Source organism: Defluviimonas aquaemixtae, assembly GCF_900302475.1.
GTDB lineage: Bacteria > Pseudomonadota > Alphaproteobacteria > Rhodobacterales > Rhodobacteraceae > Albidovulum > Albidovulum aquaemixtae.
Genome location: NZ_OMOQ01000002.1, coordinates 424610 through 443497 on the forward strand (window position 1 = coordinate 424610; position 18888 = coordinate 443497).

Consider the following 18888-nt stretch of genomic DNA (forward strand, 5'->3'; position numbering starts at 1 on the left):
ACTATCTGGCCGGGTTCGGCATGATGATCGGGACCGTCTTCGGTCGCGTCGCAGGTCGGGAGGTCGCCGCCAATGTCACCTGACGCCCAGCCGGTGCCGCCGCTCTTCGTGAAGGCGCGCCGGCAAACCGAGATTTGCAACGCCTGCCGTTCCTAAGAAGGCTTCTGTTCCTTCTTCCCCTCGATGGTGGCCAGGGCCAGGGCTGCAATTTTGAGCGCGAGGACCAGTACTCAGACCATCGCCGCATCTTCCACCAAGCGGTCTTGTACGGCTTCCTCATGTGCTTCGCCTCGACTTCGGCGGCGACGCTGATGCTCTACATCCTTAGGCTCGAGGCGCTCTATTCATTCTTCAGTATGCCAAAGCTTCTCGGTGTGCCCTGTGGCATCCTTCTGTTAATCGGCTGCGCCGGTCCGGCAAATCTGAAGACGCACGCTGACCCGACGCTCGGCGCGGTCCGGGTCTGGGGCGGCGAGATGGCGATCGTCCCTCTTCTCGGCCTTGTCGGGCTGAGCGGGCTCGCATCATACGCCGCGATCGGAACGGCACTGGTCGCGCCGCTTCTTGCGGTTCATCTCGGATCGGTGCTCACGTTCTTCCTGCCCCTGCCCTACACAAAATTTGTTCACGGCCATTTCCGTTTTGCGGCTTTGACTGCCGAAGAAGGCCGAAAACTGGTCGCCTCCGCCCCGTCCGGCAGCGGGAAAAGGCGCTGCGGTCGTGATCGGCGTGTCGGCGATAAGGCGAGGGCAAGACGCGCTGTCTTTCTTGGAAACCACCAAGTCCTCGCTTGCCACGTGAGCAGCCGACGTTAGATTTGAACCGTCGAACAAAAAGCCACCGGGAGGAATACAGTGAAACTAATCAAGCATCTTGCCGTCGCCGCGATCGTGGCCGGCGCGCCCGCCTACGCACAGGAACAGCTTTCCGTCGCTACAGGCGGCACCGGTGGGGTCTACTACCCCATGGGCGGCGGCCTCGCCGAGCTGATCAACAAACACATCGATGGTTATGCCGCGACTGCCGAGGTCACAGGTGCGTCGGTCGAGAATGTCGGGCTCATCGCGACTGGCGACGCCGACCTCGCGCTCGCGCTTGCCGACACCGTTCAGCAGGCGCAGACTGGGACCGGCCGTTTCGAGGGGCAGCAGCTCGAACAGCTTCGCGCGATCGCGTCCGTCTACGCGAACATGGTGCAGATCGTGACGCTCGCCGATAGCGGCATCGCCACGCTCGAGGACCTGAAAGGCAAGCGCGTGTCGGTCGGCGCGCCCGGATCGGGCACAGAGGTTAACGCCCAGACAATCCTGACCGCCAACGGCATTAGCTACGACGACATCGACGAACAGCGGCTGAACTTCAACGAAACCGCCGACGCGCTCGCCAATGGCGACATTGACGCGGGTTTCTGGAGCGTCGGCGCGCCGACATCATCGATCCTGAACCTCTCGACGACAAACAGCATCGGTGTCATCCAGCTTAGCGACGATGAGATCGCGGCCGCCCGCGCCGCCGAGCCGGTCTTCGCCGCGACGACGCTGCCCGGAGGAACCTACGAGGGTGTCGACGCGGACGTCACGGTACTGGGCGTTCCCAACGTGCTCGTCGCGTCGTCCGAGATGCCGGACGACCTCGCCTACGCGATCACGAAGGCGATGTTCGAGAACATTGCCGAATTGCAGGCGGTGCACCCTGCGGCCAATGAGACGACGATCGACTTCACACTCGTCGCGACGCCTATCCCGCTGCATCCGGGCGCCATCCGCTACTACGAGGAAGCCGGCGCCACCATCCCGGACAACCTGCGCCCGTGAGGCGTATCGCCGGGGGAGCGCTGATCGCGCTCCTTATCGCACAAGCGGGCGTGGCGGGCGTTTTGACCGCCACGCTCGAGGACGGGACGGAGATCGCACGGTTCGAGATTCCGGAGGGATCCGGGTGGTGCGTCCTCTGGCGTCATTCGGTGAAGGGGTTCGAGGTGGCGGACTGCTACGAGAACCGGGGCGGCCGCATGGTTCTCGTGCGGTCGCACCTTCCAGACTTCGCCGCGGGGCTCGATCACATCCCCGGGCGAGGACGCCAGGTTTCGGACGGAGGCGGCGGCTACTGGATCGAAGATCTGGACGAGCCTGTGCCGGGCGATGCCTATGTTCTGAGGCTGGGGCGCGGCAACGTCGACCACCGGCTGCGCGTTGGCGATGACATTCAGTCGCTGTCCGAACGAGCGCCCCGTGCGCGCGTACGGATCGCCTTGACGGGGGATAGGGACTGATGGTGACCGAAACGGACGTGAAGCCCGCCCAGCGTAAGGAGTCGGCTGTCGTGCTTCGGCTGATCGCCGTTGTCGGGATCGCGCTGTCGCTCTTTCAACTCTATGCGGCCGGCGTTCAGCCGCTCGGCCTTTTCTTCCAGCGCCCGATCCACCTGGGCTTCATTCTGGTCCTGTGCTTCCTGATCTACCCGGCCTTCGGGCCGCACAGGCCGCGTGGCGTGATCGGTTGGCTCATCGATGCCACTCTCATTCTTTGCGGAATCGTCGTCGGGTTCTGGGTTCCCTGGAACATCGACGTCATCTCGAATGCGATATTCCCACGACAGATCGACGTCACAATCGGGGTGATCACCACGCTGGTCGTGCTCGAAGGCGCGCGCCGTGCCGTCGGGCTCGGCATGACGATCATCGGCGCCTTTTTTCTCGCCTATGCCTTCGCTGGAAGCCGTGGGGAGTTGCCGTGGCTCGCGGACTGGATGCCCGGCATCCTCAACCATCGCGGCTATCCACTCGAGCGCGTCGCGAGCCAGATGACGCTTGGCGCAGAAGGCATTTTCGGCATTCCGCTCGGAGTGGCCGCCACGTTCATTTTCGTCTTCGTTCTGTTCGGGGCGTTTCTGGAGGTCACCGGCGCAGGGAAGTTCTTCATCGACCTCGCCTATGCCGCAACCGGGCGGCAGCGCGGCGGTCCGGCCAAGGCGGCAGTAATCGCCTCGGCGGGAATGGGATCGATATCCGGTTCGGCGATCGCCAATGTCGTGACGACCGGAGCCTTCACCATTCCGTTGATGAAGCGGCTGGGATACCGGCCGGCGCAGGCCGGCGGGATCGAGGCGGCCGCGTCCACGGGTGGTCAGATCATGCCGCCGCTCATGGGAGCAGGCGCCTTCCTTATGAGCGAGTTCACGCGCGTGCCCTACGTGGATATCGTGCTCGTCTCGATCTTCCCGGCCATTCTCTATTTCGGTGCGGTCTACCTTCTCGTTCACATCGCTGCAGTGAAGCAGGGCATGAGAGGCATGTCGGCCGAGGAACTGCCAAGCGTCAGGGCCGTGCTTGCCGAGGGCTGGCACTTTCTGCTGCCGCTTGTCGCGCTGACATGGCTGCTCGTCGCAGGCTACTCCCCGATGCGGGTCGGGTTTTACGCCATCGTAGCGGTTCTGGCCGCCGCCGCGGCCCGGGCTATTTGGTTCTTCATGGTGAACGGGCCCACGTACGCGGGATTTGTGCGGCTGTGCCGCCACGGCCTATCGCTCACGCTTGAGGCGCTGGAGCTTGGCGCGCGGAACGCGGTTGCTGTCTCGATGGCCTGCGCGGTCGCAGGGATCATCGTGGGGATTGTCGGCCTGACCGGGCTCGGCTTAAAGTTCTCGGCGATGATGCTCGCCTTTTCGGGGGGTAACCTCTTTCTGGCGCTCATCATCGTGATCATCGCGAGCCTCGTTCTCGGCATGGGCTTGCCAGTGACGGCGGCCTACATCGTGCTGATTATCCTCGTGGGTCCGGCTCTGACGGAGGAGTTCGGAGTCCCGCTCCTGATCGCTCATCTGGTGGTCTTCTGGTATTCGCAGGATTCGAACGTGACGCCGCCCGTCGCGCTTGCCGGTTTTGCGGGGGCGGCGATAGCCGGGTCGAAACCACTGGAGACGAGCCTTCAAGCCTGGAAGTTCGCCAAGGGTCTATATCTGATCCCGCTCTTCATGGTTTTCAACGAATCGATCATCCTCGGTGGGCCGCTGCCACTTGTGCTCTGGAACGGAGCAATCGCGATACTTGCCATCGTCGCATTCGCCGCCGCGCTTGAGGGTTTTCTCTGGGCGCCGATGCCGACGTGGCAGCGTGCGATCCTCATCCCCGGGGTCGTGGGGATATTCTGGCCCGACCTCGCTATGGAGATTGCCGGATCCGCAGTCTTGATGGCAGTCCTGATCTTCAACTGGGCGGCGCGTCGAAGTGCGCCGATCGCGACCGCCGAGAGCTAGTGCGGCGCAGCCTTGGAACGCGCGAACGATCGTGCGACCTCGATATTGCTATCAGGAAAAATATCATACACTGAGAGGAAACGAGGTTGGTATGGTCCGTACCCCGCTATCGCCGGGAACGGCCAGCGAGGAGAGTTCATGTCCGCCGCCATATTGCAGCAGGATCCCCACCGCACCCGCGACGAATGCGAGAACGTGCTCGAGGTCGCAATCGGCCGCGAAGTGCGCGCCTTTCGTCACCAAAGCGGGATGACGGTGGCCGAGCTGTCGCGGCGCACCGGGTTGTCGATCGGCATGCTGTCCAAGATCGAAAATGGCAACACTTCGCCCTCCCTCAACACGCTTCAGTCGCTCGCGCATGCACTGAGTGTGCCGCTGACTTCGTTTTTCCGGCGCTTCGAGGATGTTCATCACGCGGTTCACACCAGAAGCGGCGAGGGCGTGGAGATAGAGCGACGTGGCACGCGCGCGGGGCACCAGTACAACCTCTTGGGCCATCTAGGCGCGAACACAACCGGCGTCGTGGTCGAGCCGTACCTGATCACGCTGAGTTCGGATGCCGACGTGTTTCCGACCTTCCAGCACGAGGGTATAGAGACAATCTATATGCTCGAAGGAGAGATTGACTATCGCCACGGCAAAGCAGTTTTCTCTCTCAAACCGGGCGATACGCTTTTCTTCGATGCGGACACTCCGCACGGGCCCGAGAAGCTCGTCAACCTTCCTGCGCGGTTCCTTTCGGTCATCGCCTATCCTCAGCGAAAATAGAGCCCGCGCCGCCTGGTAATCGCTGCACCGACCGCTTCCGATGGCTCCGGGTAGTAAGATATTGGCCGTTCGCGCTTTCGCCTGTGTTGCATGGTCTTGGACCCAGCGCACGACGCTGACGCCGAACGAACACACATCTTGCCGGGTACCAATCAAGAGTTGACAGACGCCAAGCACGATACGCAGAATCTAAGGAATAAATATTCACCTACGGGAATTCCAGTCGGAAACTGGGTGAGGACTTCTGGTAAAGGAAGCCAACAGGGAGAGCGAAAGTGGATGGAAATCTAAACGCACTGACAACGGTGTTTACTGAGTTCTACTACTGGGTCACCGTCGTGTTCATGTTCCTGATCCATGTGGGGTTCTGCATGTACGAAGTTGGCGCAAGCCGGCGCAGAAACCACATGCATACGCTGATGAAAAACGTCATGCTCATTCCGCTGGTGACGGTAACGTTCTTCTTCTTCGGATGGTGGATTTACTGGGCCTTCCCCGACTTCCCGCTGTTCGGCGGGCTGAATCTCGAGGCCGGGGCGGCCAACCTGCCGTGGGCGGACACGATGGCGACCAATCTCGGCGACCGGATCACCGGCGTCTTCTGGGCTGCCTTCTTGCTGTTTTCGTGGACCGCCGCGTCGATCGTGTCAGGTTCGGTGATCGAGCGCATCCGGTCGAGCGCGTTCTGGGTACACGCCGTGATGATCGGGTCAGTCTGGTGGATCATCGACGCCGCCTGGGGTTGGCACTACGCCGGCTGGATGGTGCGGGAGCTTGGCTACCACGATGCCTATGCTTCGGGCGTGATTCACGCAATCGCCGGTGGCTATGCGCTTGGCATCCTCACGGTGCTCGGTCCGCGCGTTGGCAAGTTTGCGCCGGACGGGACGCCACGGGACATCCCGCCGCATAATCCCTGGCTCCTCACGATCGGGCTGTTCCTGATCTACACGGGCTTCTGGGGATTCTATGCCGCCTGCAACGTTCCGGTGATCTCTCCCGAAGCGATCGGCGGTCAAATTACCGGGGTGACGTGGACGGCGACGAACATCTATCTTGGCCCGACCACGCTTTCCGCGATCACGTTCAACTTCTTAATGTCGCTATCGGGCGGCCTGTTGGCAGGCTACGTGGTGTCGCGCGGCGACGCGTTCTGGACCTTCTCGGGCGGCCTTGCCGGCATCATCACCGCGTCGGCAGGCAACGACCTTTACCACCCGATCCAGGCAATGCTGATCGGAGCCCTGGGTGTCGTGATCGTCTACAAGATGCACTACTGGGTCGAGCGCCGGTTCAAGATCGACGACGCGGTCGGTGCCGTAGCCGTGCATGGCTATGCCGGAATCGTGGGTCTGATCGTCGCCGGTTTCGTTCTGTGGGGTGCACCGTCTTCGCCCTATGAAGGCTACGCGACGGTCAACCCGCTCGGTCAGACGATCGGCGCGATCATCATGTTCGGCGTTCTGGGCTTCCTGCCTGCCTTCGTGCTGGCCAAGATCCAGAAGGCGGCGGGTGTGTTGCGCATCCCCGAGGAGGTTGAGATCCAGGGGCTCGACTACGCAGAGAACCATGCCTACGAGGATGCCGTGGCGGCAATCATCGAAGCCGACAAGGCCCATTTTGCGACGCGCAACAAGAGTTGAGGAGGATCTGGAATGTCTACAATCGGTTATGACAGCTGGGCCGTTGATATTGCCGAAGTCGGCGCGATCTATCCTTTCCAGGGCTGGGAGGTGCTGATGACGATCGTCGGCGTCGCATTCTGGATCGGCTGGCACCGCCTCCAGTTCGTGCGCGAGGGCAAACACCTCGAGGAAGCGAAGCAGATAGGCGACCCCGAGAAGGTCGCCAAGGCGCTCGAACGATACTAGCAGCCATGAACCCGGGCCGGGCAATCCTGCCCGGGTTTCCACCCATGAATATATTATTCGTGATGGTTGAGGCCGCGCTCGCGTCCTGCTAGCGTGTCCAAACGCCACTAGTAGGGTTGACGCCCATGTGCGGGATTGTCGGACTATTCCTGAAGGACAAATCGCTCGAACCCCGGCTCGGCGAGCTTCTGACATCGATGCTCGTCACGATGAGCGACCGGGGGCCGGACAGCGCAGGAATTGCGATTTATGGCACGGATAAAGGCGATTTCGTGAAGCTGACCGTTCAGTCGCCTGATCCGGGCTCGGATTTCGCGGGGCTGGCCGGGGAACTGGGGGCTGCCATCGGCGCCGAGATGGAGCAGCGCGACAAGGATACGCATTGCGTGCTTGTCGTGCCGGCCGCGAAGGCTGCGGAAGCGCGCCGCGCGCTTGCCGAGATCAGACCCGCCATCCGGGTGATGAGCGTCGGCGACACGATGGAGATCTACAAGGAGGTCGGGCTGCCGAAGGCGGTCGCGGACCGCTTCGGCATCGCGAAGATGAGCGGCACGCACGGCATCGGCCACACCCGCATGGCGACCGAGTCTGCGGTCACGACGCTTGGCGCGCATCCATTCTCGACCGGTCCGGATCAGTGTCTCGTTCACAACGGCTCGCTTTCGAACCACAACAGCCTGCGCCGAATGCTATCGCGCGAAGGCATCTCGACGGAGACGGAGAACGATACCGAGGTGGGCGCGGCCTATCTGACGTGGAAGATGCGGAATGGCGCGGCATTGAGTGAGGCGCTGCAATGCGGCATTGCGGATCTCGACGGGTTCTACACATTCGTCGTCGGCACGAAAGACGGCTTTGGCGTCGTGCGCGACCCGATTGCCTGCAAGCCCGCCGTGATGGCCGAGACGGACCAGTACGTCGCCTTCGGCTCGGAATACCGGGCGCTCGTTGATCTGCCCGGCATAGAGTCCGCCAAGGTTTGGGAACCGGAACCCGCCACTGTCTATTTCTGGAACCACTGAACATGCAGACGATCGACCTCGACACCGAAGGTTTGCGCACACTCAACGCAACGCTTCAGGCTCAGAACGGCACGACGAACCAGACCGCGTGGGAGGTCGTCAACCCCAAGGGCAGCCATGCTCTGGCCGTCGGGCTCGACGCGCCGGTCGACGTCACGATCCGGGGGTCGACGGGATACTACTGCGCCGGGATGAACAAGCAGGCGACGATCCGCGTCGCAGGCTCCGCCGGGCCGGGCGTGGCCGAGAACATGATGTCGGGCACGGTGGTCATCGAGGGCGACGCGAGCCAGTATGCCGGCGCCACCGGCCACGGCGGGCTTCTTGTGATCAAGGGCAACGCGTCGTCGCGCTGCGGCATCTCGATGAAGGGCATCGATATCGTGGTTCAAGGCAATATCGGCCACATGTCGGCCTTCATGGCGCAATCCGGCAACCTCGTCGTCTGCGGCGATGCGGGCGATGCGCTGGGGGATAGCCTCTACGAGGCGCGGATCTTCGTGCGCGGCAAGGTCAAGAGCCTCGGCGCCGACTGCATCGAGAAGGAGATGCGGCCGGAGCATCTGGAGATCCTGCGCGACCTTCTGGACCGCGCCGGTGTCGACGCGAAGCCAGAGGAGTTCCGGCGCTACGGCTCGGCCAGGAAGCTCTACAACTTCCACATCGACAACGCGGCGGCGTATTGAGGGGCGGGGGAATGAAGGACAAGAAGGAAACCGCGATCCCGCAGACCCTGCCGCGCCAATCCTGGACCTTCTCGAACGAGGTCAACTCCGAAATCCGCCGCGCCGCCGCGACCGGTATCTACGACATCCGGGGCGGCGGCGCGAAGCGGCGCGTGCCGCATTTCGACGACCTTCTCTTTCTCGGTGCCTCGGTCAGCCGCTATCCGCTGGAGGGCTACCGCGAGAAATGCGCGACCGAGGTGACGCTCGGGACGCGCTTCGCGAAGAAGCCGATCCGGCTCGACATTCCGGTCACGATCGCAGGGATGAGCTTCGGCGCGCTCTCGGGCGCGGCGAAGGAGGCTTTGGGGCGCGGCGCCTCTGAAGCGGGCACGTCGACGACGACCGGCGACGGCGGCATGACGCCGGAGGAGCGGGGGCATTCGAAGACCCTCGTCTACCAGTACCTCCCCTCGCGTTACGGGATGAACCCCGACGACCTGCGGCGCGCCGATGCGATCGAGGTCGTCGTCGGGCAGGGCGCGAAGCCCGGCGGCGGCGGGATGCTTCTCGGCCAGAAGATTTCCGACCGGGTTGCCGAGATGCGGAACCTGCCCAAGGGGATCGACCAACGTTCGGCCTGCCGGCACCCGGACTGGACCGGGCCCGACGATCTGGAGATCAAAATACTTGAGCTGCGCGAGATCACCGGCTGGGAGAAGCCGATCTATGTCAAGATCGGCGGCACGCGGCCCTACTACGACACCGCGCTCGCCGTGAAGGCCGGGGCGGATGTCGTGGTGCTGGACGGAATGCAGGGCGGCACGGCGGCCACGCAGGAGGTGTTCATCGAGCATGTCGGCATCCCGACGCTCGCGTGCATCTACCCGGCGGTCAAGGCGCTTCAAGATCTCGGCGTGCATCGGCAGGTACAGCTGATCGTTTCGGGCGGCATCCGCACCGGCGCGGACGTCGCCAAGGCGATGGCGCTCGGTGCCGACGCGGTGGCGATCGGCACGGCCGCGCTCGTCGCGCTCGGCGACAACGACCCTCACTGGGAGGAGGAGTACCGCAAGCTTGGCACCACGACCGGCGCCTATGACGACTGGCACGAGGGGCGCGACCCGGCGGGCATCACGACGCAGGACCCCGAGTTGGAGGCCCGGTTCGACCCGGTAGAGGGCGGGCGGCGGCTCAGGAACTATCTCAAGGTCCTGACGCTCGAGGCGCAGACCATCGCGCGCGCCTGTGGCAAAACCCACCTGCACAACCTGGAGCCCGAGGATCTTTGCGCGCTGACCATCGAGGCCGCCGCGATGGCGCGGGTGCCTCTGGCGGGCACCGACTGGATTCCAGGCAAGGGAGGGTTCTGAGAAGCCGCGCGCCGGCCAAGGGACAGACGGCGCGACACAAATTCACCAACAGGGAAAGGAAAGGCGGACCATGACGAAAGATCTGGCAGCTTTCGCGAAGAAGAACGGCGTCAAGTACTTCATGATCTCGTTCACCGATCTCTTCGGCGGGCAGCGGGCCAAGCTCGTCCCTGCCGAGGCCATCGCCGACATGCAGGCCGACGGTGCGGGCTTCGCTGGATTTGCGACCTGGCTCGACATGACGCCTGCCCATCCCGACATGCTGGCTGTTCCCGACCCAGACGCGGTGATCCAGCTTCCGTGGAAGCCCGAGGTCGCCTGGGTCGCTGCGAATTGCATGATGGAAGGAGGGGAGGTCGCTCAGGCACCGCGTAATGTGCTCCGCCGCCTGATTGTGGAGGCGGCCGGAGAGGGCCTGTATGTAAAGACCGGCGTCGAGGCCGAGTTCTTCCTGCTGACCGCGGATGGAAGCCAGATTTCCGACCCCTACGACACCGCCGAGAAACCATGCTACGACCAGCAGGCCGTTATGCGGCGCTATGACGTGATCCGCGAGATCTGCGACTACATGCTCGCGCTTGGTTGGGCGCCCTACCAGACCGACCACGAAGACGCGAACGGCCAGTTCGAGATGAATTTCGGCTTCGCCGACGCGCTCGTGATGGCCGACAAGCACTCCTTCTTCAAGTTCATGGTAAAATCCGTGGCCGAAAAGCATGGGCTCAGGGCAACTTTCATGCCGAAGCCGATCGAGGGGCTAACGGGCAACGGCTGCCATGCCCACGTCTCGGTCTGGGATGCACCCGGCGACAAGGCACGAAAGAACATGTTCGCCACGAGTTCCGGAAAGGGCCCGGCAGGAGAGCTCGGGCTTTCCGAGACGGGTGCGCAGTTCTTGGGCGGCATCATGAAGCATGCGACTGCGATGGCCGCGATCACCAATCCGACCGTGAATAGCTATAAGCGGATCAACGCGCCGAGGACGATGTCGGGCGCCACATGGGCGCCGAACACCGTGACGTGGACGGGCAACAACCGAACCCACATGGTTCGCGTACCGGGTCCCGGCCGGTTCGAGCTGCGCTTGGCGGACGGCGCGGCGAATCCCTATCTGTTGCAGGCCGTCATCATCGCGGCCGGACTCGACGGCATCCGCAGCAAGGCGGATCCAGGACGACGCTACGACATCGATATGTATGCCGACGGCCACAAGGTGAAGGGCGCTCCGAAGCTTCCCTTGAACCTTCTCGACGCGCTTCGTGAATTCGATCGAAGCAAGGCGCTGAAATCCGCCATCGGCGATGAGTTTTCGGCGGCATTTCTCAAGTTGAAGCGCCGTGAGTGGGACTCCTTCGTATCTCACTTCTCCAACTGGGAGCGCGAGCACACGCTAGACATCTGAACGCCGCCGGAGGGCGTTCAGGTCGCCGCTCCTGCCTCCGCGAGCAGCGCGCCAATCTCGGCCGTAGTTGGTGGGTTCGCGCCGATCCGCGATACAGTTATGGCGGCGGCGGCGTTTGCAAAGGTCATCACCTCTTCAAGTTCGCTCGTGGAGACATCGGCAAGTGCAGTGTGCGACAGCCGGCCCGAGGCGGACAGAGCGGCAAGAACTCCAGCATTGAAGGTGTCGCCCGCGCCGACTGTGTCGGCGACTTCAACGCGCCGGGAAGGCGCATTCGCCGTCGCTCCATTCGCGGCAAAGGCCGTCGCCCCTGCGTCGCCTGCCGTGACGAAGACGAGCTTTGGGCCGGCACTGATTATCGTGCGCACCTTAGCTTCATGCGCGTCGTCGCCGGGCACGATCCAGTCGAGATCTTCGTCCGAGACCTTCACGATGTCCGCCGCTCCGATCATCTCTCGCAACCGTTTGCGATAACCAGTCTCATTAGTGATGAAGCTGCGCCGGATGTTGGGGTCGAGCATGACTATCTTCCGGCCGCTCTGCGAGCGTGCCAACGCCTCGTAGGACGTGCCGCAGGGATCGGATATCAGACTGATCCCGCCGAAAAACAGCGCATTGACGCCGTCGGGCACGTCCGGCATGTCGTCCGGCGACAGCATCCGCCCGGCGGTATTCTCATCGTAGAACGTATAGCGAGCTTGACCGCGGCTCAGAGTGACGAACGCGAGAGTCGTGGGAAGGTCGCGCGTGACCGCGAGCCGGTGATCGACGCCGCTCTCGTCGAGCGATGCCCGAAGCTGGTCGCCGAACAGATCGGAAGACAGGCCCGAAAAGAAGCCGACCGGGCAGCCCAATCGCCCGAGTGCGATGGCGGTGTTGAACACGGCCCCGCCCGAAACGGGCCGGAAAGAAGGCTGCCCCGCCCCAGTCGTGGTCGGAATCATATCGATGAGCGCCTCGCCGCAACACAGGATCATGTTCACCTTCTCCCCCGACCGACCGTCAGGCCGACTGAAATGCATTCCGGTCCATGAGGAACCGTTCCGACAGCGGAAGGCTTGCCGCCCCCAGCGCACGCGCGTCTGGCCCGATCGTGCCTTCCCTGATCTCGGGAGGCGTTATTCCCGCCAGGTTCACCTTATACAAGACCGCGCGCGTGCGTTCCACCAGCCGCGCGCGCAGATCTTCCGGAATCCAGCCGTCGATCATCACCGCCTCGAAGTCGAGAACGGAACTCGCCGCCGAGATCGCATGGGCCAGCCCGGGCGCAGCGCCGTTAATCCATTGGTCGAGGAGATCCGCGTCGATGGACCAAGACGCCGGCGTTTCCCAAAGCGTCTGAGGGTCCTTTCCCCCCTCCTCCAATAGCCGCTCGATCACCGATAGCGATGCGACGTCGATGAGCTGTCCGCCACCATCGCCAGGCGCCGGCACCGGCATGGAGCCGAGCGCGCCGGCATTGCCGGACAGGCCAGTATAGAGGCTTCCGTTCAACACCACGCCGCCGCCGATGAAGTAGCCGATGTAGAAATAGAGGAAGTTTCGCGGCACTTCCGCGTCGCCGAACACGAGTTCGGCCCCGCAGGCGCAGGAGGCGTCGTTTTGCAGATATACGGGAAAGTCGAACTTGGCGGCGATCTCGGCCCGGATATCCCGATCGCGCCAGATCTCCATGGCTTCGCCGTGCACGCCCAATGCACGCGCCCAGTCCCAGATCTGAAACGGCATGGCGATACCCAGACCCGCGATCCGGGCACGCTCGCCGGAAGTCAACTGGCCCGAAAGTTGCGCAACTGCATCGAGGGCGAACTTCACCGTGGCATCGGGCTCCGGGTGTCGATAGGTCAGATGAACGCGCGAGATCACCTTGCCGAGAAAGTTCGTTAGGACGAGATCGGCACTTCGCCGACCGATCTTCAGGCCCAAGAAATAGGCTCCGCCTGGCGCCAGCCCCATCGGAATCGAGGGCTGCCCGACCTTCCCGCGCAGCGGCTCGCCTCTGACCAGAAGCCCGTCGGCCTCTAGCGCGCGCATGATGACGGACACGGTCTGGGCGGACAGGCCGCTCAGGCGCGCGATTTCGGCCTTCGCAAGTGCCCCGTGGCGGCGAATCATGGACAACACGACCCGTTCGTTGTGGGCGCGCATGCCACTCTGGTTAGATCCGCGCTCGAAGGCGACAGCGGCAGGCTGGGTCTTGTCCGTCATCCCGGTCATCCGTTCCGCGTATCAAACACCTGTTGAGCGCCTATAAGATTGAGGGTAGGTTCGCCGCGTGTCAATAATAAATAAGAGTGATTTATTTATTGACTTTCGCCTCGAATCTCTGTTTTCTGGATAGGAGGGATGCCGGGCAGTCCGCGCGGCACCTGTTCCGCAAGACCGGTGCAATCCGGTCCGATCATGTAAATGGGAGGATCTCGATGACACGTTTCTCTATCACGAAGACGGCGCTGCTCGGAGCCGCTGCATTTGTTGGGCTGGGCGCAAGCGCCGTTTCGGCGCAGGACGCCGGAGCCTGCCTCATCACCAAGACTGACACTAACCCCTTCTTCGTGAAGATGAAGGAAGGCGCGCAATCCGGGGCCGAGGCCAATGGCATTTCCCTTCAAACCTTCGCAGGCAAGCTCGACGGTGACGTCGAAACTCAGGTCGCGGCGGTCGAGACGTGCATCGCGAGCGGCGTGAAGGGCATCCTGATCACCCCGTCCGACAGCCGCGCGCTGGCGCCGGTCGTGACCCAGGCGCGTGACGCTGGCATCCTGGTAATTGCGCTCGACACCCCGTTCGAGCCGGCCGACACCGCCGACGCGACTTTCGCGACCGACAACTTCAAGGCCGGCGAACTGATCGGACAATGGGCTGCCGCCAAGCTCGGCGATGAAGCAGCGAACGCCAAGATCGCGCTTCTCGACCTCAACGCGTCCGAAGTTTCGGTCGATTACCTCCGGGATGGCGGATTCCTTCAGGGATTTGGCATCGACATCAAGGATCCAACCGATATCGGGGATGAGGACGACCCGCGCATCGTCGGCCACGACGTGACCGACGGCAACGAGGAAGGCGGTCGCACCGCGATGGAGAATCTTCTCCAGAAGGACCCCGAAATCAACGTCGTCTACACGATCAACGAACCCGCCGCTGCTGGTGCCTATGAGGCGTTGAAGGCTACGGGTCGCGAGAGCGATGTCCTTATCGTCTCTGTCGACGGCGGCTGCCCGGGCGTTCAGAACGTCGCTGAGGGCGTCATCGGTGCGACCTCGATGCAGTTTCCGCTTCTGATGGCGTCGAAGGGAATCGAGGCGATCAAGCAGTTCGCCGATACCGGCGAAAAGCCGCAGAACACCGAAGGGCTCGACTTCTTCAACACGGGTGTCGAGCTCATCACCGACGAACCGGTCGACGGCATCCCGTCGATCAGTTCGGCTGAGGGGCTCGAGAAGTGTTGGGGATGACCTTCTCGCTCTGACGCCTAAGGGAAGGGGGCGGACCGCCCGCCCCCTTCCGCAGAACTGCCCACGCAACTGAGACTTTGACCAAAGAGCCTGCGGCGCGCACACTCGCCGCAAGAGGAGACGCTCATGGCAGACGAAACTGGTACCCGCCGCGAAGGCCAGGACTTCGAATCCACGCTTGATCAAAGCGAAACCACCGTCGCGAGCTTCGAGCGACATGACCGCACGCTTCTTGGCAACATCCAGCACGTGCTTCACGGCAACCCGACGCTGGTCCCGGTCATGGTCCTCGTGGTCAGCATTCTTGTCTTTAGCCTGCCGATGGTGACGGAAGGCAAATTCCTCACCGCGTTCAATCTGTCGCTGGTCATGCAGCAGGTCTCCATCATCGGGATTCTCGCGGCCGCGCAGACACTGGTAATCCTTACCGCCGGAATCGACCTGTCCGTTGGTGCGCTCATGGTGTTCGCCGCTGTCGTGATGGGTATGACAGGCGTCAATGCCGGGCTGCCGGGGCCGATTGCGGTCCTGCTCGGTCTTGTGCTTGCCGTCGGTTGCGGCGCGCTGAACGGTCTGCTCGTGACCCGGCTGAAATTGCCACCCTTCATCGTCACGCTTGGCACATGGAGCGTCTATCTTTCGATCCTGCGCCTGATGACCGGATCGCAGTCGCTCCGGTCGCAGGATATCGATGCGGAAGCGCCGCTTCTCAAGGTATTCGGCCAATTCATCAATGTCGGCGGCGCGCGCATCACGTGGGGCGTTATCCTGATGATCCTCGTCTTCGCCGTACTCTGGTACGTGCTCAACAAGACCGCCTGGGGCCGCCACGTCTATGCGGTCGGGGATGACAAGGAAGCCGCCGAACTGGCGGGCATCCGCACCGACCGCACGCTTCTGGCCGTCTACATGCTCGCCGGTCTCGTCTGCGGGATCGCCGCTTGGGCATCGATCGGTCGCGTCGGCTCAATCTCCCCGAACGCCTTCGCCGAGGCCAACCTACAATCCATCACTGCCGTTGTGATCGGGGGCATATCGCTTTTCGGCGGCAGGGGGTCGATCCTCGGCCCCCTCTTCGGCGCGCTCATCGTCGGCGTCTTCGAAAGCGGACTTCGGCTCGCAGGGCTCGACGTGCAGTGGCAGGTCTTCGCCATCGGCTGGCTCATCATTCTCGCGGTCGCCATCGACCAATGGATCAGAAAGGTCTCGGCATGACGCAAGTGCAAGAACCCATCCTGAAGGCCCGCGGCATCGTCAAGCGTTACGGTCGGGTGACCGCCCTCGACAACGCCGACTTCGACCTCTACCCGGGCGAGATACTCGCGGTGATCGGCGACAACGGTGCGGGAAAATCCTCGCTTATCAAGGCGATTTCGGGCGCGATCACGATCGACGAGGGCGAGATGTCGCTGGAGGGCAAGCCGATCCGCTTCACCTCGCCCCTGGAGGCGCGCGACGCCGGGATCGAATGTGTCTATCAGACCTTGGCGCTCTCGCCCGCGCTGTCGATCACCGACAACATGTTCGTCGGCCGCGAGATCCGCAAGAAGGGCTTCATGGGCGACTACCTGAAGATGCTCGACCGCAAGGCGATGGAGGACTTTGCCCGCGCGAAGCTCACCGAACTCGGCCTGATGACGATCCAGAACATCAATCAGGCGGTCGAAACGCTGTCGGGTGGCCAGCGGCAGGGCGTCGCCGTCGCCCGGGCGGCTGCATTCGGATCGAAGGTCATCATCCTCGATGAGCCGACCGCCGCGCTTGGCGTGAAGGAATCGCGCAAGGTGCTGGAGCTGATCCTCGACGTGAGATCGAGGGGTATTCCGATCGTGCTGATCAGCCACAACATGCCGCACGTGTTCGAGGTGGCCGACCGCATCCATGTGCACCGTCTGGGCCGCAGGCTCTGCGTGATCGATCCCAAGGAAAACTCGATGTCGGATGCGGTGGCCTACATGACAGGGGCGAAGAAGCCGCCGCAGGAGGCCGAGGCGGCCTGACTGGTCGCGGCGTCAGAGCGGCGCCGCGACGGCCCTCTCTCAGACGAGATCGCGCGGCACGTCCTCGTGCCATTCCCGTTCGGCGACAACGTCGTCCCCATCGAGCGCCCTGAGCGTCGCGTCGATGCGCCAGACGTCGCGCAGCGCCCGCACGGTCACCTCCGCGTCGACCGTCGCCTGCCAGTCATCGCGGCGATAGGTCTTGTGCCAGCGACACGTGCCCGTCGCGCTGTTGGGGTCGTCGGGATGGATGGTGAAGACATCCTCGCTCCGGGAGCCGAATTCGATGCCGGTGTGCAGATGGGTGACAGGCTCGGATGCGTCGTTCCGGCGGTAGGTCGAGATGCCGCTCACGAGGTCGATCGTCTCGGTCCGGCTGAACTCATGCCGGCCGGGCTTGTCCGTCCTGAGCGGCGCGGCGCCCTCGGGCGCTCCGAACGGGGTGAGCGCGGAATCCGACCCTTTTGGCTTGCGTACCGGAAGCAGCAGCCGGCTCTTGCCCGTGGACAGCGTCAGCTGCAAGGTTTCCGGCGCGGGCCAGATCACCGGCCAGTAGGAGGTCGATAGCGCAAGCCGTAGGCGCTGGCCCTTCGCGAAGCGCTGGCCACAGACGTTGAGCTGCAATCGAACGCGTTCGGCCTTGCCCGGCGTCATGGGCGCGGGATCGGCATGGCTGTTCCGGTGTGTGAGGTTCAGGACGCCATAGGTCACGAGCGTCGCCGCGCCGTCGGGTGCCACCGCCGACAGCACCGCCGCGAGATTGGCGACTGGGCGGTCGGAGGCGACCTCGGCATCGAGGATGGGGAAGCCGAGAAGCTCCAGATCGTCCTCCAGCGGCCCGGTCTCGAGCACGACCGAGCCCCCCGCCTCGACGCGCTGATCGGTCGCGAGGTCGGCGACGAGACCATAGGAACACCAGTTCTGCGCCCCGCGGCCCACGGTCTGCGGGGAGGCGATCACTATTGAGCCATCCCTGGCCGTCTCGCGCGTGAGCCCGCCGGGAACCAATGTCAGCGCAAGCTCATCGGTTCTCGTGCCCGACCACGACGGCTCCGCCACCCATTTGCCCGGCCGCTCGGCATAGTGCGTCGCGGGCGGCGCCGGGTCCTGCACCCAGGCACGCAGTATCGGCTCGTTCATGATGCCGGTGTCGATGCCTTTCAGGTGCTGGTCCCACCAGCGCAGGCACTCCTGCAGGAAGCCGATGCGCGGCCCCGGCTCGGCGAAATGCGGGTACTTGTGCGCCCACGGGCCGACCAGGCCTTTCTTGGGCCCCGGCAGGTGCTCGAGCAGCCGGAAGATCGCGTTGGTGTAGCCGTCGGCCCATCCGCCCACGGCGTAGACCGCGGCCTCGATCGCCGAGAAGTCCTCGCAGACCGAGCCGTGCCGGTAGAAGGCGTCGCGGCGCTGGTGACGGAACCAGTCGAGCATCCAGAGCCCGTTGTTCTCCAGCCGCTCCTTCCACATCTCGCGCCAGCGGTCGCCGACGATGGCCGGGTCGGGCGGCGTGTTGGCGATGGCGAAGGCGGTCGCGCCCCAGGCGAGCTTGTCGGTGAGCATCGCGCCGCCCATGAAATGGATGTCGTCGGAATAGCGGTCATCGGTCGAACAGAGCGTGATGACCGCCTTCAGCGCCGGCGGCCGGCGGGCCGCGACCTGAAGTCCATTGAAGCCGCCCCAGCTGATGCCGATCATGCCGACCGCGCCCGAACACCACGGCTGCGCCGCGAGCCAGGCGATCACGTCGAGCGCGTCGTCCTGTTCCTGCGTGAGGTACTCGCCGAGGCAGATGCCCTCGCTGTCGCCCGTCCCGCGCATGTCAACCCGGACGCCGGCATAGCCGAAGCCGGCGAAGTAGGGATGCGTCAGGTGGTCCCGTTCCACCGTCCCGTCGCGCTTGCGGTAGGGGAGATACTCGAGGATCGCGGGCACCGGATCGGCCTCGGCGTCCTCGGGCAGCCAGATCCGCGCGGCGAGCTTCGTGCCGTCGGACATCGGGATCCAGGTGTTATCGATCTCGCGGACCTTCCGGGGGAAGTCGGTGCGGACGGGGATGTCGGGCATGGGCTGTGGGCTCC

At 63.7% G+C, this 18888-nt stretch carries 17 protein-coding genes; 14 read left to right on the forward strand and 3 right to left on the reverse strand.

The window, feature by feature from the left end:
* The first annotated feature begins 134 nt into the window (after positions 1 to 134).
* From DEA8626_RS13845 to glnT, 11 genes are all read left to right on the forward strand, one after another.
* Positions 135 to 815, forward strand: coding sequence for a hypothetical protein (locus DEA8626_RS13845; protein WP_108853821.1), 681 nt, complete (start codon positions 135 to 137; stop codon positions 813 to 815).
* A gap of 39 nt (positions 816 to 854) precedes the next feature.
* Positions 855 to 1814 (forward strand): TAXI family TRAP transporter solute-binding subunit, encoded by a 960-nt coding sequence (locus DEA8626_RS13850; RefSeq protein WP_108853822.1) that lies wholly within the window; start codon positions 855 to 857, stop codon positions 1812 to 1814.
* Positions 1811 to 2272, forward strand: a complete 462-nt coding sequence (locus tag DEA8626_RS13855) for a DUF1850 domain-containing protein (protein WP_245890870.1) — start codon at positions 1811 to 1813, stop codon at positions 2270 to 2272. Before DEA8626_RS13850 ends, DEA8626_RS13855 begins: the two co-directional genes overlap by 4 nt.
* Positions 2272 to 4254 (forward strand): TRAP transporter permease, encoded by a 1983-nt coding sequence (locus tag DEA8626_RS13860; protein WP_108853823.1) that lies wholly within the window; start codon positions 2272 to 2274, stop codon positions 4252 to 4254. The genes DEA8626_RS13855 and DEA8626_RS13860 overlap by 1 nt, the downstream gene beginning before the upstream one ends.
* Positions 4255 to 4392: 138 nt before the next feature.
* Positions 4393 to 5022: a helix-turn-helix domain-containing protein gene (locus tag DEA8626_RS13865; protein ID WP_108853824.1), complete on the forward strand. Its 630-nt coding sequence runs from the start codon at positions 4393 to 4395 to the stop codon at positions 5020 to 5022.
* A gap of 275 nt (positions 5023 to 5297) precedes the next feature.
* Positions 5298 to 6665, forward strand: a complete 1368-nt coding sequence (locus tag DEA8626_RS13870) for an ammonium transporter (RefSeq protein ID WP_108853825.1) — start codon at positions 5298 to 5300, stop codon at positions 6663 to 6665.
* A gap of 12 nt (positions 6666 to 6677) precedes the next feature.
* Positions 6678 to 6893, forward strand: a complete 216-nt coding sequence (locus DEA8626_RS13875) for a hypothetical protein (protein ID WP_108853826.1) — start codon at positions 6678 to 6680, stop codon at positions 6891 to 6893.
* 125 nt (positions 6894 to 7018) lie between these two features.
* Positions 7019 to 7915: a class II glutamine amidotransferase gene (locus DEA8626_RS13880; protein WP_108853827.1), complete on the forward strand. Its 897-nt coding sequence runs from the start codon at positions 7019 to 7021 to the stop codon at positions 7913 to 7915.
* Between the two features lie 2 nt (positions 7916 to 7917).
* Positions 7918 to 8601, forward strand: coding sequence for a GltB/FmdC/FwdC-like GXGXG domain-containing protein (locus tag DEA8626_RS13885; protein ID WP_108853828.1), 684 nt, complete (start codon positions 7918 to 7920; stop codon positions 8599 to 8601).
* Between the two features lie 11 nt (positions 8602 to 8612).
* The gene (locus DEA8626_RS13890) at positions 8613 to 9953 is read left to right on the forward strand and encodes an FMN-binding glutamate synthase family protein (RefSeq protein ID WP_108853829.1); all 1341 of its coding nucleotides are present in this window, start codon (positions 8613 to 8615) and stop codon (positions 9951 to 9953) included.
* 70 nt (positions 9954 to 10023) lie between these two features.
* Positions 10024 to 11355 carry a type III glutamate--ammonia ligase gene (gene glnT, locus DEA8626_RS13895; RefSeq protein ID WP_108853830.1) on the forward strand — a complete coding sequence of 444 codons (1332 nt, stop codon included), beginning with the start codon at positions 10024 to 10026 and terminating at the stop codon, positions 11353 to 11355.
* 17 nt (positions 11356 to 11372) lie between these two features.
* Here glnT and DEA8626_RS13900 read toward each other — a convergent pair whose 3' ends face one another.
* Both DEA8626_RS13900 and DEA8626_RS13905 read right to left on the reverse strand, forming a co-directional pair.
* Positions 11373 to 12332: a carbohydrate kinase family protein gene (locus DEA8626_RS13900; RefSeq protein ID WP_108853831.1), complete on the reverse strand. Its 960-nt coding sequence runs from the start codon at positions 12330 to 12332 to the stop codon at positions 11373 to 11375.
* A 25-nt stretch (positions 12333 to 12357) separates the two neighbouring features.
* Positions 12358 to 13563: an ROK family transcriptional regulator gene (locus DEA8626_RS13905; RefSeq protein ID WP_245890871.1), complete on the reverse strand. Its 1206-nt coding sequence runs from the start codon at positions 13561 to 13563 to the stop codon at positions 12358 to 12360.
* Between the two features lie 215 nt (positions 13564 to 13778).
* On the opposite strand from DEA8626_RS13905, the gene DEA8626_RS13910 reads away from it, so the two are divergent.
* The 3 genes from DEA8626_RS13910 (at position 13779) to DEA8626_RS13920 (ending at position 16810) form a co-directional block, all read left to right on the forward strand.
* The gene (locus DEA8626_RS13910) at positions 13779 to 14810 is read left to right on the forward strand and encodes a sugar ABC transporter substrate-binding protein (RefSeq protein ID WP_108853832.1); all 1032 of its coding nucleotides are present in this window, start codon (positions 13779 to 13781) and stop codon (positions 14808 to 14810) included.
* A gap of 126 nt (positions 14811 to 14936) precedes the next feature.
* Positions 14937 to 16025 (forward strand): ABC transporter permease, encoded by a 1089-nt coding sequence (locus DEA8626_RS13915; protein WP_108853833.1) that lies wholly within the window; start codon positions 14937 to 14939, stop codon positions 16023 to 16025.
* Positions 16022 to 16810 carry an ATP-binding cassette domain-containing protein gene (locus DEA8626_RS13920; protein ID WP_108853834.1) on the forward strand — a complete coding sequence of 263 codons (789 nt, stop codon included), beginning with the start codon at positions 16022 to 16024 and terminating at the stop codon, positions 16808 to 16810. Before DEA8626_RS13915 ends, DEA8626_RS13920 begins: the two co-directional genes overlap by 4 nt.
* Before the next feature lie 39 nt (positions 16811 to 16849).
* Here the strand turns inward: DEA8626_RS13920 and DEA8626_RS13925 are convergent, their stop codons facing one another.
* On the reverse strand, positions 16850 to 18874 hold the full coding sequence (locus tag DEA8626_RS13925) for a CocE/NonD family hydrolase (protein ID WP_108853835.1): 2025 nt from the start codon (positions 18872 to 18874) through the stop codon (positions 16850 to 16852).
* Positions 18875 to 18888: the final 14 nt, after the last annotated feature.

Coding starts and splice junctions, on each gene's coding strand:
- DEA8626_RS13865 (WP_108853824.1), top strand. CDS start 4,393: ATGTCCGCCGCCATATTGCAGCAGGATCCCCACCGCACCCGCGACGAA.
- glnT (WP_108853830.1), top strand. CDS start 10,024: ATGACGAAAGATCTGGCAGCTTTCGCGAAGAAGAACGGCGTCAAGTAC.
- DEA8626_RS13900 (WP_108853831.1), bottom strand. CDS start 12,332: ATGATCCTGTGTTGCGGCGAGGCGCTCATCGATATGATTCCGACCACG.
- DEA8626_RS13910 (WP_108853832.1), top strand. CDS start 13,779: ATGACACGTTTCTCTATCACGAAGACGGCGCTGCTCGGAGCCGCTGCA.
- DEA8626_RS13920 (WP_108853834.1), top strand. CDS start 16,022: ATGACGCAAGTGCAAGAACCCATCCTGAAGGCCCGCGGCATCGTCAAG.
- DEA8626_RS13875 (WP_108853826.1), top strand. CDS start 6,678: ATGTCTACAATCGGTTATGACAGCTGGGCCGTTGATATTGCCGAAGTC.
- DEA8626_RS13925 (WP_108853835.1), bottom strand. CDS start 18,874: ATGCCCGACATCCCCGTCCGCACCGACTTCCCCCGGAAGGTCCGCGAG.
- DEA8626_RS13890 (WP_108853829.1), top strand. CDS start 8,613: ATGAAGGACAAGAAGGAAACCGCGATCCCGCAGACCCTGCCGCGCCAA.
- DEA8626_RS13905 (WP_245890871.1), bottom strand. CDS start 13,563: ATGACGGACAAGACCCAGCCTGCCGCTGTCGCCTTCGAGCGCGGATCT.
- DEA8626_RS13885 (WP_108853828.1), top strand. CDS start 7,918: ATGCAGACGATCGACCTCGACACCGAAGGTTTGCGCACACTCAACGCA.
- DEA8626_RS13860 (WP_108853823.1), top strand. CDS start 2,272: ATGGTGACCGAAACGGACGTGAAGCCCGCCCAGCGTAAGGAGTCGGCT.
- DEA8626_RS13880 (WP_108853827.1), top strand. CDS start 7,019: ATGTGCGGGATTGTCGGACTATTCCTGAAGGACAAATCGCTCGAACCC.
- DEA8626_RS13915 (WP_108853833.1), top strand. CDS start 14,937: ATGGCAGACGAAACTGGTACCCGCCGCGAAGGCCAGGACTTCGAATCC.